Origin of the sequence: Mangrovicoccus algicola (assembly GCF_014903745.1) — a bacterium.
Taxonomy (GTDB): Bacteria; Pseudomonadota; Alphaproteobacteria; order Rhodobacterales; family Rhodobacteraceae; genus Mangrovicoccus; species Mangrovicoccus algicola.
Window position 1 is genome coordinate 126,318 of the sequence record NZ_JACVXA010000001.1, and the last position, 13,631, is coordinate 139,948.

General features: G+C 69.5%; 16 protein-coding genes and 2 tRNA genes. 4 read left to right on the plus strand and 14 right to left on the minus strand.

Annotated elements, in window-relative coordinates; translation table 11 throughout:
- Positions 1-44 precede the first annotated feature (44 nt).
- Complete coding sequence (lpdA, locus tag ICN82_RS00615) at positions 45-1,433, plus strand: dihydrolipoyl dehydrogenase (protein ID WP_193178884.1); 1,389 nt, start codon at positions 45-47, stop codon at positions 1,431-1,433.
- Between the two features lie 72 nt (positions 1,434-1,505).
- Here lpdA and ICN82_RS00620 read toward each other — a convergent pair whose 3' ends face one another.
- From ICN82_RS00620 to ICN82_RS00680, 13 genes are all read right to left on the minus strand, one after another.
- Positions 1,506-2,702, minus strand: coding sequence for an MFS transporter (locus ICN82_RS00620; RefSeq protein ID WP_193178885.1), 1,197 nt, complete (start codon positions 2,700-2,702; stop codon positions 1,506-1,508).
- Positions 2,703-3,052: 350 nt separating this feature from the next.
- A tRNA-Phe gene (locus ICN82_RS00625) sits at positions 3,053-3,127 on the minus strand.
- An 85-nt stretch (positions 3,128-3,212) separates the two neighbouring features.
- On the minus strand, positions 3,213-3,380 hold the full coding sequence (locus ICN82_RS00630) for a DNA gyrase inhibitor YacG (RefSeq protein ID WP_193178886.1): 168 nt from the start codon (positions 3,378-3,380) through the stop codon (positions 3,213-3,215).
- Entirely contained in the window at positions 3,377-4,408 is a 1,032-nt protein-coding gene (locus tag ICN82_RS00635; RefSeq protein WP_193178887.1) for a ribonuclease E/G, read from the minus strand. The genes ICN82_RS00630 and ICN82_RS00635 overlap by 4 nt, the downstream gene beginning before the upstream one ends.
- A complete protein-coding gene (locus ICN82_RS00640) occupies positions 4,405-4,983 on the minus strand; it encodes a Maf family protein (RefSeq protein ID WP_193178888.1) in 579 nt (192 codons plus the stop codon). The genes ICN82_RS00635 and ICN82_RS00640 overlap by 4 nt, the downstream gene beginning before the upstream one ends.
- An 8-nt stretch (positions 4,984-4,991) precedes the next feature.
- The gene (gene infA / locus ICN82_RS00645) at positions 4,992-5,210 is read right to left on the minus strand and encodes a translation initiation factor IF-1 (protein ID WP_011455993.1); all 219 of its coding nucleotides are present in this window, start codon (positions 5,208-5,210) and stop codon (positions 4,992-4,994) included.
- A gap of 154 nt (positions 5,211-5,364) precedes the next feature.
- A complete protein-coding gene (locus tag ICN82_RS00650; RefSeq protein ID WP_193178889.1) occupies positions 5,365-6,234 on the minus strand; it encodes a nitrilase-related carbon-nitrogen hydrolase in 870 nt (289 codons plus the stop codon).
- Complete coding sequence (locus tag ICN82_RS00655) at positions 6,216-6,803, minus strand: GNAT family N-acetyltransferase (protein ID WP_407943734.1); 588 nt, start codon at positions 6,801-6,803, stop codon at positions 6,216-6,218. Before ICN82_RS00655 ends, ICN82_RS00650 begins: the two co-directional genes overlap by 19 nt.
- On the minus strand, positions 6,800-7,285 hold the full coding sequence (locus ICN82_RS00660) for a UPF0262 family protein (RefSeq protein WP_193178890.1): 486 nt from the start codon (positions 7,283-7,285) through the stop codon (positions 6,800-6,802). Before ICN82_RS00660 ends, ICN82_RS00655 begins: the two co-directional genes overlap by 4 nt.
- On the minus strand, positions 7,282-8,592 hold the full coding sequence (gene hisD / locus ICN82_RS00665; protein ID WP_193178891.1) for a histidinol dehydrogenase: 1,311 nt from the start codon (positions 8,590-8,592) through the stop codon (positions 7,282-7,284). The genes ICN82_RS00660 and hisD overlap by 4 nt, the downstream gene beginning before the upstream one ends.
- 99 nt (positions 8,593-8,691) lie before the next feature.
- Positions 8,692-9,168, minus strand: a complete 477-nt coding sequence (locus tag ICN82_RS00670; protein ID WP_193178892.1) for a DUF2948 family protein — start codon at positions 9,166-9,168, stop codon at positions 8,692-8,694.
- A complete protein-coding gene (murA, locus tag ICN82_RS00675) occupies positions 9,165-10,430 on the minus strand; it encodes a UDP-N-acetylglucosamine 1-carboxyvinyltransferase (RefSeq protein WP_193178893.1) in 1,266 nt (421 codons plus the stop codon). The genes ICN82_RS00670 and murA overlap by 4 nt, the downstream gene beginning before the upstream one ends.
- A gap of 3 nt (positions 10,431-10,433) precedes the next feature.
- Positions 10,434-10,577: a hypothetical protein gene (locus ICN82_RS00680; RefSeq protein ID WP_193178894.1), complete on the minus strand. Its 144-nt coding sequence runs from the start codon at positions 10,575-10,577 to the stop codon at positions 10,434-10,436.
- 113 nt (positions 10,578-10,690) lie between these two features.
- Between ICN82_RS00680 and ICN82_RS00685 the strand changes: the two genes are divergently transcribed.
- Positions 10,691-10,765 (plus strand) — tRNA-Thr (locus tag ICN82_RS00685).
- Positions 10,766-11,211: 446 nt separating this feature from the next.
- On the opposite strand, the gene ICN82_RS00690 is transcribed toward ICN82_RS00685, so the two are convergent.
- Entirely contained in the window at positions 11,212-12,030 is an 819-nt protein-coding gene (locus ICN82_RS00690) for an alpha/beta fold hydrolase (protein ID WP_193178895.1), read from the minus strand.
- A gap of 49 nt (positions 12,031-12,079) precedes the next feature.
- Between ICN82_RS00690 and ICN82_RS00695 the strand changes: the two genes are divergently transcribed.
- On the plus strand, positions 12,080-12,394 hold the full coding sequence (locus ICN82_RS00695; RefSeq protein ID WP_226898179.1) for an ArsR/SmtB family transcription factor: 315 nt from the start codon (positions 12,080-12,082) through the stop codon (positions 12,392-12,394).
- A gap of 163 nt (positions 12,395-12,557) precedes the next feature.
- A complete protein-coding gene (locus tag ICN82_RS00700) occupies positions 12,558-13,628 on the plus strand; it encodes a sulfotransferase family protein (protein WP_193178897.1) in 1,071 nt (356 codons plus the stop codon).
- Positions 13,629-13,631: the final 3 nt, after the last annotated feature.

Below are 13,631 nucleotides of genomic sequence, written 5' to 3' on the forward strand. Positions count from 1 at the left end.
GTATACCGAAACGCCACGCCCCAATGTTTCGCCAGGAGGAAAGAATGGCAGACTATGATGTGATCGTGATCGGCGCCGGCCCCGGCGGCTATGTGTGTGCGATCCGCTGCGCCCAGCTGGGCCTCAAGACCGCCTGTGTCGAAGGCCGCGAGACGCTCGGCGGCACCTGCCTCAATATCGGCTGCATCCCCTCCAAGGCCCTGCTGCACGCCTCTCACGAAGTGCACGAGATGCACGAGAATTTCGCCAAGATGGGCATCATGGCGGGCACCCCGGACATCGACTGGGCGCAGATGAAGTCCTACAAGGACGATGTCATCAAGTCGAACACCACCGGCATCGAATTCCTGTTCAAGAAAAACAAGATCGACTGGCTGAAAGGCTGGGGCTCGATCCCGAAGGCCGGCGAGGTCAAGGTCGGCGACAAGACCTATACCGCCAAGAACATCATCGTCGCCTCGGGCTCCGTGCCAGCCTCGCTGCCCGGCGTCGAGGTGGACGAGAAGACCGTCGTGACCTCCACCGGCGCGCTCGAGCTGGCCGAGATCCCCAAGAAGATGGTCGTGATCGGCGCGGGCGTCATCGGGCTGGAAATGGGCTCCGTCTATGCGCGGCTCGGGGCCGAGGTGACGGTTGTCGAATATCTCGACGGCATCACCCCCGGCGCGGATGCCGAGGTCGCCCGCCAGTTCCAGAAGATGCTGTCCAAGCAGGGCTTCGACTTCGTGCTGGGCGCCGCGGTTCAGTCGGCCACCCCGAAGGAAGGCGGCGCGAGCGTCACCTACAAGCTGAAGAAGGATGACAGCGAGCACACGGTCGAGGCCGATGTCGTGCTGGTCGCCACCGGCCGCACCCCCTTCACCGACGGGCTGGGCCTCGCGGATCTGGGCGTCGAGATGACCAAGCGCGGGCAGATCGCCACCGATGCGCATTGGAAGACCTCCGTCGACGGCATCTATGCGATCGGCGACGCGATCAAGGGGCCCATGCTGGCGCACAAGGCCGAGGACGAGGGCATGGCCGTCGCCGAGGTGGTCGCGGGCAAGCATGGCCATGTGAATTACGACGTCATCCCCGGCGTGATCTACACCTGGCCCGAGGTCGCGTCAGTCGGCAAGACCGAGGAGGCGCTGAAGGCCGAGGGCCGGGCCTACAAGGTCGGCAAGTTCTCCTTCATGGGCAATGGCCGCGCCAAGGCCGTCTTCGCCTCGGACGGCTTCGTCAAGATGCTGGTGGACAAGGAAACCGACCGGATCCTGGGCTGCCACATCATCGGCCCGTCGGCCGGCGATCTGATCCACGAGATCTGCGTGGGCATGGAATTCGGCGCGGCCGCGCAGGATATCGCCCTGACCTGCCATGCGCACCCGACCTTCTCCGAAGCGGTGCGCGAGGCGGCCCTGGCCTGCGGCGACGGCCCGATCCACTCCTGATCCGGCCCTGCCCCGAAACGAGAAACGCCCGCCTGATGGCGGGCGTTTTTCTGTCCGGGCCCCGCAGAGGGCTCAGGCGGGCACGGCCGCCCCGCCGCCGGGCAGGCCGCCGCGACGCGATTCCGCCCAGGCCACGCCCAGCACGGCGATCCCGCAGAGCGCCAGCACCGCACCGACCCAGCCGGTCGCCGCCCAGCCATAGCCCGCGCTCAGCGCCAGCCCGGCCAGCAGCGGCCCGATCGCATTGGCGAAGTTGAAGGCCGCGTGGTTCAGCGCCGCGGCCAGGTTCTGCCCGTCCGCCGCGACATCCATCAGCCGCATCTGCAGCGGGATCACCAGGCCCGCCGTGGCCCCCAGCACCAGCAGCGTGACGGTCATCGCCACCCAGTTGCCCATCACCATCGCATAGGCCACGGGCGCCGCCGCCATGCCGATCAGCAGCACCAGCGCCCCGCCGAAGCGCGACCAGCTGGCAAGCCGCCCGGCCAGCTCATTGCCGAAGGTCGCCCCCAGGCCGAACCCGGCCAGCGCCAGCGGGATCGCCCAGGCGGGTGCATCCGTCGCGTCGATCATCGCGGCGGAGAAGAACGAATAGACGGCAAACACCCCGCCGAACCCGACCGAGCCCACCAGCAGCGTCAGCCAGACCGCGCGGTTGCGCAGCACGCCCAGTTCGCGCAGCGGGCTGGCGGCGGGATCGGCAGGTTCCAGCGGCGCGACCCGGCGGATCATCAGCGCCGAGGCGGCGGCGATCAGCGTGACGATGACGAAGCACCAGCGCCAGCCGAAGCCCTGCCCGATCGCCCCCGCCAGCGGCACGCCGACGATATTGGCGACGGTCAGCCCCATCAGCACCTTGGCCACGCCCTGCGCCCGCTTGCCCTTGGGCAGGATATCGGCGGCAAACAGCATCGCGATCCCCAGATAGGCGCCGTGCGGCAGGCCCGACAGCACGCGCGAGGCGATCAGCGTATTGGCCGTGGGCGCCAGCGCGGCAACCGCATTGGCCAGGGCGAAGAAGGCGATCAGGAGCGTCAGGAGCCGCTTGCGGGCAACACGCGCCCCCAGCACCGCCAGGACCGGCGCGCCGATCACCACGCCGAAGGCATAGCCCGACACGGCATGGCCCGCGACGGGCTCGGACACGCCTAGGTCGCGGGCGTAATAGGGCAGAAGCCCCATCGAGGCGAATTCCGACACGCCGATGGCAAAGGCACCGAGCGCGAGCGCGAGGATGGTCCGGCGGACCTGGGCATCCGGATAGGTCATGGGCAGGCCCCAACTGTGATTACGGGTCATTGCGGAAACGCACCGGACGGCCCCGGCCATGCCGAGGGCTCCGCTGCAGTGCGGCAAGGCTAGGGCATCACGATCCGGCCGTTAGCGCAATCGCCATTCCTGCAAGGGCGCCCTTCGCAGAATGCATGACGCCGCCCGCGCAGCCTCCCGTCCGCCGCGCGAACCACTCCCGCGATCCGTCGCCCCGCACGCAAGGGCCGCAAGGCAAAACCCGCCCTGCCGCAGAAGATCAGCCCGCAGCATCGCATTCGGCCCTGGCTGGACATGACCGTTCATTTGCATCGAATTGGTAAATTTCGCGAACGCCCCTTGCGGTAGCGTGGTGCCCGGGGGCGGAATCGAACCACCGACACGAGGATTTTCAATCCACTGCTCTACCCCTGAGCTACCCGGGCACGGGCGGAGCGGCTGGTTCACCGCTCGGGTTGCGGCGTTCTAGGCAAGGCGGCCGGGACTGTCCATAGCGAAAATCGAAAAACTTCAGTGACGCGGCGGCAAGTCGGGCAGGTCCTCGCCGGACGGCTCCTCCTCGGCCGGGATGGCATAGGAGCCGTTCAGCCAGCGCGCCAGGTCGACATCCGCGCAGCGCCGGGAGCAGAAGGGACGATAGCGCGGATCCCCGCGCCTTTCGCAAACCGGGCAGCTCATGCGCGGATCTCGTGCAGCGGCAGGCGCTCGCGCTTGCGCTGCAGTTCCGCATGGCCCAGGGGCGTCCAGCCGACGAAGCTGGTCTCCACCGGATCCTCGCGCAGCGCGGCCTTCAGCACCTGTTCCCAGGTGGTGCGGTCCTTCTTCGGCATCGGGGCGAGGTCCAGCACGATCTGCCCCGACAGGCCCTTGAGCCGCAAGAGCCGCGGCAGCGCGCGGGCGGCGGCGATATTCGCCTTCAGCCCGGCCGCGGGCGAGGTGTCTGCCCCGGTATTGACATCGACCGCCACCAGGGCGCGGGTCGGTTCGACAAAGACCGAACCGCCGCCGTCCAGGGCGGTCTGCGGATCCAGCAGCGCGTCGATCATCTCGGCGACGCCGAAATGCGCGAAATCGGCCTCGTCCTTCAGGACCTCGTCGGGCTCCGGCCAGTCGCGCCAGGCCAGGTCGGCAGGGGCAGGCCCCTCGACCAGGAGCTCGGGCTCGCCCTGCGCATCGGCGCAGACCTGTGCCGCCAGCTCGGCCATGGCGGCCAGGTCGTCGGCCAGCTCCTCCGCCCCCGCCTCGCCCGCGACGGAGCGCAGGATGGCACCGTGACCGGGATCGAGCGCGATGCCATGGGCGATGGCGGCGATCTTCTCGCGCAGATCCTCGTCGCGGATCCGGCGCGAGATGTTCACCCCCGGCGCATCCGGCGTGACGATGGCATAGCGGCTCTTGAACAGCAGGCGGGGCGTCACCGGGACGGCCTTGCCCGGCTCGGCATAGCCGGTCACCTGCACCAGCATCCGGTCGCCCGGCGCCAGTCCGCGACCCTGCCGGAAATAGCCCTTCTGCCCGCCGCCCAGGCTGAGGATGACCCCGCCCTGTCCCTTCAGCGGACGCTCGACCTTCGCGCGATAGATCGCGCCGATGGCCGGGCGGTCGTCTTCCGGTGCGACAAGAAGGTCCTCGATCACGCCGCCTTCGAGAAGCACCGCCGTCTCGCGGCCGCGCCATTCGCCCAGAAGAACCTGATATCCGTTCATGCGGACCCTCCCGTCACAGGATAACCGAAACTGGCCAGAAGCGCCGAGGTCTCGGCCAGGGGCAGGCCGACGATACCGGTGAAGGACCCCTCGATCCAGGCGACGAAGGCCGCGGCGCGACCCTGGATGGCATAGCCCCCCGCCTTGCCCTGCCACTCGCCGCTGTCGATATAGGCGTCGATCTCGGCTTCCGACAGGCGCTTCATGCGGATCTGGCTCTGCACCACGCGGTCGCGGGTCACGCCGTCGCGGCCAAGCGCCACCGCGGTGAAGGCCCGGTGCCTGCGCCCCGACAGGAGCCGCAGGAAGGCCCTTGCCTCGGCCGCATCGGCGGGCTTGCCGAGGATGCGCCGGCCTACCGCGACGGTCGTGTCGGCACACAGCACCAGATCGCCCGCAGCGGCGGGGATGGCGGCCAGCTTCTCGGTCACGATCCGATGGCAATAGACCCGCGGCAGTTCGCCTGCGCGCGGGTCCTCGTCGATTTCGGGGGGAAGGATCGCATCCGGCACGATGCCGATCTGCGACAGCAGTTCACGCCGCCGCGGCGACCCCGATCCCAGGATCAGTCGCAAGCCTGACCTTACTTGAAGCGGTAGTTGATCCGACCCTTGGTCAGATCATAGGGGGTCATCTCGACCTGAACTTTGTCGCCGGCAAGAACACGAATCCGGTTCTTGCGCATCTTTCCTGCCGTATGCGCGATGATCTCATGGCCGTTTTCCAGCTCGACCCTGAACGTCGCATTCGGCAGGAGTTCCTTCACGACACCAGGAAATTCGAGCATTTCTTCCTTGGCCATGGTCACTCCATGATTGATTTCATACAAATTCCGGCACTGAGTCCGGAATCAGCGTGTAGATGCGCCGAAACCCCGTGCAAATCAAGGGCACGAATCGCCGGGGAGGCGAATGTTACCGGGAAACACCTGAGAAATCCGCAATTCCCCCCGCGACCTAGAGGCTCACGCGCCGGCGCGCCACCTCGTAGGCCCCGTCCGTCCAGTCGGCGCGAAGCCGCGCCTCGCCGTCGCTGCGCCGCGCGCGCAGCAGATCCAGCGGCGCATCGGCGATCACCCAGCCCGGACGATCCGTCTCGCCACGGGCCAGAACGCCATCCGCGGGCAGCCCGCGATCCGGCGGGGTGTAGATGCCGGCGCAGCCGGTGCTGACATCGATCAGCGGGCAGCGCGTGCGCCCCAGCAGCGTCGCATGGACGGTGACGCACTGGCCCTCCAGCGCGCGGGCCTGCGCGGCAATGCGCAGCCGCCCCTGGCCGGAAGGCGCATCGGTGCAGGACGGGATCAGCAGGATGTCGCAATCCAGCGCCCGCGCCAGCAGGGGAAATTCGCTGTCATAGCAGATGACGATGCCGATCCGCCCCAGCGGCGTGTCGAAGGCGGCCAGCGCGTCGCCGGGGCAAAGCGCGGTATTCTCCCGCTCCCACGGCGTCAGCATCCGCTTGTCGACCGGCGCCATGGTGCCGTCGGGGAGGCAGAACCAGGCACGGTTCAGAAGCCGCCCCTCCACCCGCTCGGGCGCCGAGCCCGTCACCACGGCAATGCCATGCGCCTGCGCAAGCCCGGCCAGGTGATCGCGATAGGCCCCGGCGCGCGCCGCCGCGACCTCCAGCCAGTCCTCGGGATCGGCATCGCCGATCAGCGCCGGTTCCATCCCGGCATATTCGGGGAAGACCGCGATCTGGGCGCCCTGCCCGGCCGCCTCTCGGACCCAGGCCGCCAGCTTCGCCTCCAGCGCCGCCGCATCGGGCAGGGCCTCGACCGGATAGGCGGCCGCCGCCAGCCGGATCACAGCTGTTTCAGCCATATCTGAAGCTCCTTCACGCTTTCCTCCGCCTCGCCCAGATCCGTCCAGGAAAACCGCTCCACCGCGCCGCCCAGGGGCGCATAGCCGCGCTTGCGCCAGAACGGGTCCAGCGGCCGGTAATCCGGCGGGCGCATGGGATGGGCCTGCGGACGGATCACCGCCGCGAAACAGGACCAGCGATAGCCCGCGCGGCGGGCATGGGATTCGCGATGGTCGAAGAACATGTGGCCGATCCCCCGCCCGCGATACTCCGGCAGCAGAACGCTTTCGGCGCAGTAGAACACCTGCTCCTGCGGCGGTGCGCCTGCGGGCCAGTCGCCGCCCGGGGCGGCCGCGTGATGGGCCGATAGCGGCATGCCCGTCGCCGCCCCCACCAGGCGGTCGCCATCCCAGGCCCCGGCGAGGATCGCATCGGGCGTGTCGGCATAGCCTGCCAGATAGCCGCGTTCATAGGCCCGGTCGCCGTCATAGAGATAGGGCCAGGCGCGGAACACCTCGATGCGCAGCGCGGCCAGCCCGTCCAGCGCCCCGGCCAGGGCCGCCCCGGTCAGCGGGCGCAGCGCGATCACGGCCGGTCCTCGGACAGCAGAACGCAGACCAGGGTGAACAGCCGCCGTGCGGTTTCCGCGTCGACCGCCGCCTTGCCCGCCAGCCCCTCGACCAGCGCCCGGGCGCCTTCGCGATGGATGGCCCGGCGGGCATCGTCCAGCGCCTCGATCTCGCTGGCCCGCGCGGTCTTGACCGCCTCGTAATAGCCCGCGCAGATCTCGCCGTAATCTTTCACGACCTGGCGCAGCGGGCCCAGCGACAGGTCGAACCGGCCCGCCCGGACGCCGTCCGCGACGCCGTCCGCGACGGTCAGATCGAAGCTGACCCGCGAACCGCTGCGCCCCAGAACCAGACGGTAGGGACCGGGCGGGCCGTCAGGCAGGGCAAAGCTGTTCTCCTCGAGCAGGTCGAAGACCGCCACCTGCTGTTCCTGCAGCATCTGCGGCGAGGGGCTGCCTGCCTCGCCCGGATCCAGGTCGATATGCGACAGCCGGTCGGTCATGCCCCGCCCCGGTTCAGCCGGTCCAGCCTTGCGCGCACCGACAGGCCATGGGCCTCCAGGCTTTCGGACATGGCCAGGGTCTCGGCCGCCGGACCGATCGCCGCCAGCGCGCCGGGGCTCATCCGGGCCAGGGTCGTGCGCTTGAGGAAATCCATCACCGACAGCCCCGAGGAGAACCGCGCAGAGCGCGCGGTGGGCAGGACGTGGTTGGGCCCGCCGGCATAGTCGCCGATCGCCTCGGGCGTCCAGGCGCCCAGGAAGATCGCGCCGGCATGGCGGATCCTGGCAGACAGCGCCTCCGGATCGGCCACGCACAGTTCCAGGTGCTCGGGCGCGATCCGGTCCGAAAGGGCGGCGGCCTCGCCGAGGTCGCGCACCGTGATGACCGCGCCGAAATCGCGCCAGCTGGCCGCCGCGATGGCGCGCCGCTCCAGCGTGTCCAGCCGCGTCTCGACCGCCGCCGCGACGGCCCGGCCGAATTCCGCGTCATCGGTGATCAGGATCGACTGGGCGCTTTCGTCATGCTCGGCCTGGCTCAGCAGGTCGATGGCCAGCCAGTCGGGGTCGTTGTCGCGATCGGCGATCACCAGGATCTCGGAGGGTCCGGCGATCATGTCGATGCCGACCTTGCCGAAGACCCGCCGCTTGGCCGCCGCGACGAAGGCATTGCCCGGCCCGGTGATCTTGTCCACCGCCCCGATCGTTTCGGTGCCATAGGCCATGGCCGCCACCGCCTGCGCGCCGCCGATGCGATAGACCGTATCCACCCCAGAAAGACGCGCGGCCAGAAGGACCAGCGGATTGACCTGCCCGCCGGGGGTCGGCGCGCAGATCGCCAGCCGCTCCACCCCCGCGACGGCGGCCGGGATCGCGTTCATCAGCACCGAGGAGGGATAGCTGGCCAGACCGCCGGGCACATACAGCCCCGCCGCCTCCACCGGCGTCCAGCGCCAGCCGAGTTCCGCCCCCGACGCGTCGGTCCAGCGTGCATCCGCGGGCATCTGCCTCTCGTGATAGGCCCGGATGCGCGCCGCCGCCAGTTCCAGCGCCTCGCGCTCGGCGGCGGGCACGGCGGCGCAGGCGGCGTCGATCTCGGCGGCGGAAAATGCCAGCCTGTCCGGGCTCAGGTCGAGGCGGTCGAATTTCGCCGTCAGCTCGATCACCGCCGCATCGCCGCGGGCGCGCACATCTGCGATGATCCCGGCGACGATCGCGTCCACATCGGGACTGTCCTCGCGCTTGGCCGACAGAAGCGCGGAAAACGCCGCCTCGAAATCCGGGTTTTCGGTGGACAGGAACTGTACCATGGCGCCCTCGCTTGGCGTTTTTTCTATCCGCCCCGGCTGCAGGCCACAAGTCCGGGGCGCCTCGTCCTTTCGGAGCAGGCCGGATCGTGCCCGGCCGGATCAGTCGGGATGATGCGGCACGCGCCCCGAGGGCGCGACATAGGGACGGGTGACGTCCGACAGCGTCGCATCGAGGCACTCGACCTCGAGCCGCAGCGCCCCGTCCCCGGCAAAGGACAGGATCACGGCGCCCTGCCCGTCCTCGCCCGGCTCGAAGCCGATCCCCAGAAGCGACAGGATCAGCTCCGGATCCCGGCGGTCGAGACCCTGGCTGGACACCCGGCGCACATCGCCCAGGCTCAGGACGCTCTGCACCCGCTCCACCGGGCGCCCGGCACGCTCGGCGGCGGCGCGATCCTCCCAGCGGAACCGGTTCAGCAGCAGCGAGAACCGCCGCGCCTTCGGCTCCCAGGTCATTTCCGCCGCCGGCAGGACCGCATCCTGCACCAGCGCCGAGATCACCTGCAGGTCGTCGGCATCGGCCGCGATCAGGCGCAGCGGCTGTTCGGCCCCGTCCTCGAAACGTGCATCGCTCATGCCGCCACCCGTTCGATCAGCGCCCCGCAGGCGCCCAGCTTCTCCTCGACCCGCTCATAGCCGCGATCCAGGTGATAGACCCGGCTGACCAAGGTCTCGCCCTCGGCGGCCAGAGCCGCGAGGATCAGCGAAACGCTGGCGCGCAGGTCGGTCGCCATGACCGGCGCGCCCTTCAGCCGTTCGACCCCGGTGACGGTCGCGGTGTTGCCGTGCACGTCGATCCGGGCGCCCATGCGGATCAGTTCGGGCGCATGCATGAAGCGGTTCTCGAAGATCGTCTCCTCCAGCGTGCTCGCCCCCTCGGCCGTGCACATCAGCGCCATCATCTGCGCCTGCAGGTCGGTGGGGAAGCCCGGGAAGACCTCGGTGCGCACATCGACGGCACGGATCCGCTCGGCCGCGCGCCGCACGCGGATGCCCTCGTTGGTCGGCGTCACCTCGACACCCGCCTCGTGGAGCTTCTCGACGAAGGAGCCCAGAAGCTCGATCGACCCGCCGACAAGTTCCACCTCGCCATGGGTGATGACCGGGGCCAGCATGTAAGTGCCCATCTCGATGCGGTCGGCGACGACCCGGTGGGTCGTGCCGTGCAGCCGGTCCACCCCCTCGACGGTCAGGGTATCCGTCCCCTCGCCCTCGATATGCGCGCCCATGGCCCGCAGGCATTTCACCAGGTCGACGATCTCGGGCTCGCGCGCGGCGTTTTCCAGAACGGTGGTGCCGCGGGCCAGCGTGGCAGCCATCAGGATGTTCTCAGTCGCCCCCACGGAGGCGAAGGGCAGCCGGTGCCGGGCCCCCTTCAGCCCGCCGGGCGCCGAGGCGTGGACATAGCCGTCCTTCAGGTCCATCTGCGCCCCCAGCGCGGCCAGGCCCTCGAGGTGGAAATTCACCGGCCGCGCGCCGATGGCACAGCCGCCGGGCAGCGACACGACCGCATGGCCATGCCGCGCCAGCAGCGGCCCCAGCACGTGGAAGGAGGCGCGCATCTTGCGCACGATGTCGTAATCGGCGCGGTCGTTGGAAATCTCGTGCGAGGAGGTGACGATCACCCGCCCCTCGTCCAGCGCGGCCACCTCGGTGCCCAGCGATTCGAGCAGCCGCGACATGGTCGCGATATCCGACAGCCGCGGCACGTTGGTCAGCGTCAGCGGTTCCTCGCTGAGCAGCGTCGCGGGCATCAGCCCGAGGCAGGCATTCTTTGCCCCGGCGATCGGAATGCGCCCCCGCAGCGGGCCGTTGCCCTTCACCAGAATGGAGTCCATCGCTCAGTCCTCGCTGTTGTCCGACGCCTCGCGCGCCCGCGTCTGCGCCTTGCGCCGCTGCAGGTTCGCCTTGAGAGCGGCCTTGAGCCGGTCCTCCCGCGTCGGGCGGTCGGACTTCTCGGTTTTGGGGTCGGTTTGCTTTGCCATGGGAGGCTCATAGAGGAGTTGCAAAAAACCGTCCAGATTGCGCTTGCATCCCTTCGCCGTTCTGCATAGAAGCCGCCCCACGCCACCCGGGCAGCCCCGGAACAGGCGACGGCGCCGCAGTAGCTCAGTGGTAGAGCGCACCCTTGGTAAGGGTGAGGTCGGGAGTTCAATCCTCCCCTGCGGCACCAGAAAACACCCATGACACGACCAGATCCGTGCACCCGTTCCCCGGCGTGACCTGCAGCATGCGTCACCTGGCGGGACCAGACGGGGCCGTTCCGGCAAGGATCCGGGCAGATCCCGCGCAGGCAGGGGCCAAGCCGGGCGTTTCGTGCCACAGGAACCCGGGCTGCGCTGGCGGGCATGACCCGGGCGGTCGGCGATGGATCATGCGCCCCTCGCACCAGCCGGGCGCGGCCGCGCAATGGCAACGCCTCCGCCCGGCCGCGTCGAGAGGCTGAACCGCGCCCCGGACCTCCATGCACCGGCATCGCGATGCCCGCCCGCAATGGCCCGGCCATGCGCAAACCCGTCGCGGCAGGGGATGATGGCACGGCCCTGCCGCCCAGGCGCCGCGACGCGCCCGACGCAACCGCCGGGAACGGCGGGCCGCCGCAGGTCGGGCATCCTGCCGTCAGTCGTCCCCGAGACGGTTCAGCACGGCCGCCACGATCGCCTCCGGGCGGTCCTCTTGGACGAGGTGGCCGGCGCCGGGGACGGAAACCACGGGATGATCCGAGATCAGGGCGGCAAGCTCCGCCCCCTTCGCCCGAGGGATCCAGCGATCCTCCTCCCCCCACAGGACCGAGACGGGGCAATCCAGACGACCGTAAAGCGGCTGGATCTCGTCGGTGTACCGCTGGTCCATCTGCGCGATCTGGCGATAGAACCCGGATTGGCCGACCTGCCCGAGCCAGGGCGCGCAGTAGATCTCCAGCGCCTCCTCGGAGAGGGGGACATGCGCCGCGGTCTGCAGATAGGCCCGCAGCAGCGCGAGATGCATGTAATCCGGCATCCCGCGAAACGCCGCTTCGTGCTGACGCACATGCCGGACGAAGGGCGACCCCCAGGGCGCAAGGGCAACGGCATCGAAGATCGTCAGGGACCTGTAGCGCAAGCCGTTCAGGTACCAGGCCCGCAGCGCCGTCGCGCCGCCGAAATCATGTGCCAGGATGTCGGGGCGCTCCAGCTCCCATTCCGCGAAGAGCGCGGCGAGAACCCGGTTCTGCATCGCCAGGGACACATCCTGCCCGTCGCGCATCTCCGACAGCCCGTATCCGGCCAGATCGTAATAGTAGACCGTCCTGCGATCGGCGATCAGCGGGACGATCCGGCGCCAGACCTGCGCGGAGAAGGGCGTGCCGTGAATCGCGACAAGCGGCGGGCCGCGTCCGGTCGCGCCCCAGCGGATGAGATTGCCCTCGATAACGGCGGCATGGGGAAGGTCCAGCATGAGATGATTCCGCATTGTCATTTAGCTAAGTAGCTATATGAATGGCGGCATGGACAGATCAACCCAAATCCGCGCCATGGCCAGCACCCGGCGCCTGCGCATCCTGTCGCTGCTGGCCCGGCCGAAGGCGCAGTTCGGGCATCAGGAGTCCGCCGACCCAGAGGCGTTCGGGGTCTGCATGAGCCTGATCGCCGAGGCGCTGGCCGTCGCCCAGCCCACCGCCAGCAGACATCTCGAGATCCTGCGGCAGGCCGGGTTCATCACGGTGCGCCGACACCTCAAATGGTCCTATTGCAAACGCGACGAGGCCGCGATCAGCGGCTACCTGGACTGGCTGCGCCGGGAGGTCGGGGGCGCCGGCTAGGGGCTTTGCCCATCCGCCCGGCACGCCGACGGACCGGACCGGCACAGTCGCCCCCCGGAGCAGGACCCGCGCCCGACCTCCGCGGGCGCGGCGGCGGGTCGCTTGACACGCTTCCCGGCTGCTGTACCGCTGTGCCCGGACGCGGCCGAGGAAGGAACCGGAGATGACGCAGGACGACAGGGTCAGGATCGTGCTTGCCCATTTCAGGCTCTGGGATCCGAAGGTCAGCGGAACCGCACCGGCCCGCGACGGCGGATTGCGGCTGCTGGATGCTGAGGGGGCGCCGCGCTGGCGGATCATCCCGGGCGACCGGCCCGAGGCGGAATTCTGGAGCGCGATCCGCAACAGGGGCACCCGCCAGGTACGCAAGACCGCTGGCGCGCTGCTGCTGCGCCGGGACCTGACCCCGGCCGAGACCGAAGCGCTGTGGCGGCGCGAGGATGCGCTCGACCCGCAGCGCGCGGTGGCGCTCTTCGCCCTGGCGGCAGGCGAGGCCGCGGCCGATGAGGCGCTGCGCCGGCCCGACTTCCTGATCCTCGGCACCATGAAGGGCGGCACGACCTCGCTTTACGACCACATCTGCCGCCACCCGCGCGTCGCCGCGCGCCGCCCCAAGGAGATCCACTATTTCTCGCTGCGCCGCGATCTCGGGGAAGACTGGTATCGCGGCTTCTTCGCCGGCAAGCGGCCCGGCGAGCTGACGGGCGAGGCCAGCCCCTCCTATTTCGACATTCCCCGCCCGGACATCCCCGCCCGGATCCGCGCGATGGCCCCCCGGGCGCATCTGTTCGCGATCCTCGCGGACCCGGCGCGCCGGGCGGTGTCGGAGTATTACCACAACCTGCGGATCGCGCGGAACGCGGCGCCCGACAGCGATTTCATCCGACCGCAGGACGTGCTGACCGCAGAGCGCGCCCGCGCCGATCTGGCGGCCGGGGCCTCCTATCTGCGCACCGGTTTCTACGAGACACGCCTGCCGCTGTGGCGCGAGGATCTCGACGCCGGGCGCATGACCATCCTGACCCAGCGCGCGCTGAAGGCCGATCCCGTTGCCGTGACGCAGCAGGCCTGGGCGGCGCTCGGCCTGTCCCCGGTCCCGCTCGGGCCGGACAAGCTCAGGGTCCTCAACCGCAACAGCTATCCCGCGCCCGATGCCGGGCTGCAGGAATTCCTCTCCGACCTCTATGCCGGGACGGTGGCGGCGATGCAGCGCGATTACGGCGTGACGCTCTGATCC

Bases quoted from the DNA above. Each gene is read 5' to 3' on its own strand.
- lpdA (WP_193178884.1), top strand. From the start codon at position 45: ATGGCAGACTATGATGTGATCGTGATCGGCGCCGGCCCCGGCGGCTAT.
- ICN82_RS00620 (WP_193178885.1), bottom strand. From the start codon at position 2,702: ATGACCTATCCGGATGCCCAGGTCCGCCGGACCATCCTCGCGCTCGCG.
- ICN82_RS00630 (WP_193178886.1), bottom strand. From the start codon at position 3,380: ATGAGCTGCCCGGTTTGCGAAAGGCGCGGGGATCCGCGCTATCGTCCC.
- ICN82_RS00635 (WP_193178887.1), bottom strand. From the start codon at position 4,408: ATGAACGGATATCAGGTTCTTCTGGGCGAATGGCGCGGCCGCGAGACG.
- infA (WP_011455993.1), bottom strand. From the start codon at position 5,210: ATGGCCAAGGAAGAAATGCTCGAATTTCCTGGTGTCGTGAAGGAACTC.
- ICN82_RS00650 (WP_193178889.1), bottom strand. From the start codon at position 6,234: ATGGCTGAAACAGCTGTGATCCGGCTGGCGGCGGCCGCCTATCCGGTC.
- ICN82_RS00660 (WP_193178890.1), bottom strand. From the start codon at position 7,285: ATGACCGACCGGCTGTCGCATATCGACCTGGATCCGGGCGAGGCAGGC.
- hisD (WP_193178891.1), bottom strand. From the start codon at position 8,592: ATGGTACAGTTCCTGTCCACCGAAAACCCGGATTTCGAGGCGGCGTTT.
- ICN82_RS00670 (WP_193178892.1), bottom strand. From the start codon at position 9,168: ATGAGCGATGCACGTTTCGAGGACGGGGCCGAACAGCCGCTGCGCCTG.
- murA (WP_193178893.1), bottom strand. From the start codon at position 10,430: ATGGACTCCATTCTGGTGAAGGGCAACGGCCCGCTGCGGGGGCGCATT.
- ICN82_RS00680 (WP_193178894.1), bottom strand. From the start codon at position 10,577: ATGGCAAAGCAAACCGACCCCAAAACCGAGAAGTCCGACCGCCCGACG.
- ICN82_RS00690 (WP_193178895.1), bottom strand. From the start codon at position 12,030: ATGCTGGACCTTCCCCATGCCGCCGTTATCGAGGGCAATCTCATCCGC.
- ICN82_RS00695 (WP_226898179.1), top strand. From the start codon at position 12,080: ATGGACAGATCAACCCAAATCCGCGCCATGGCCAGCACCCGGCGCCTG.
- ICN82_RS00700 (WP_193178897.1), top strand. From the start codon at position 12,558: ATGACGCAGGACGACAGGGTCAGGATCGTGCTTGCCCATTTCAGGCTC.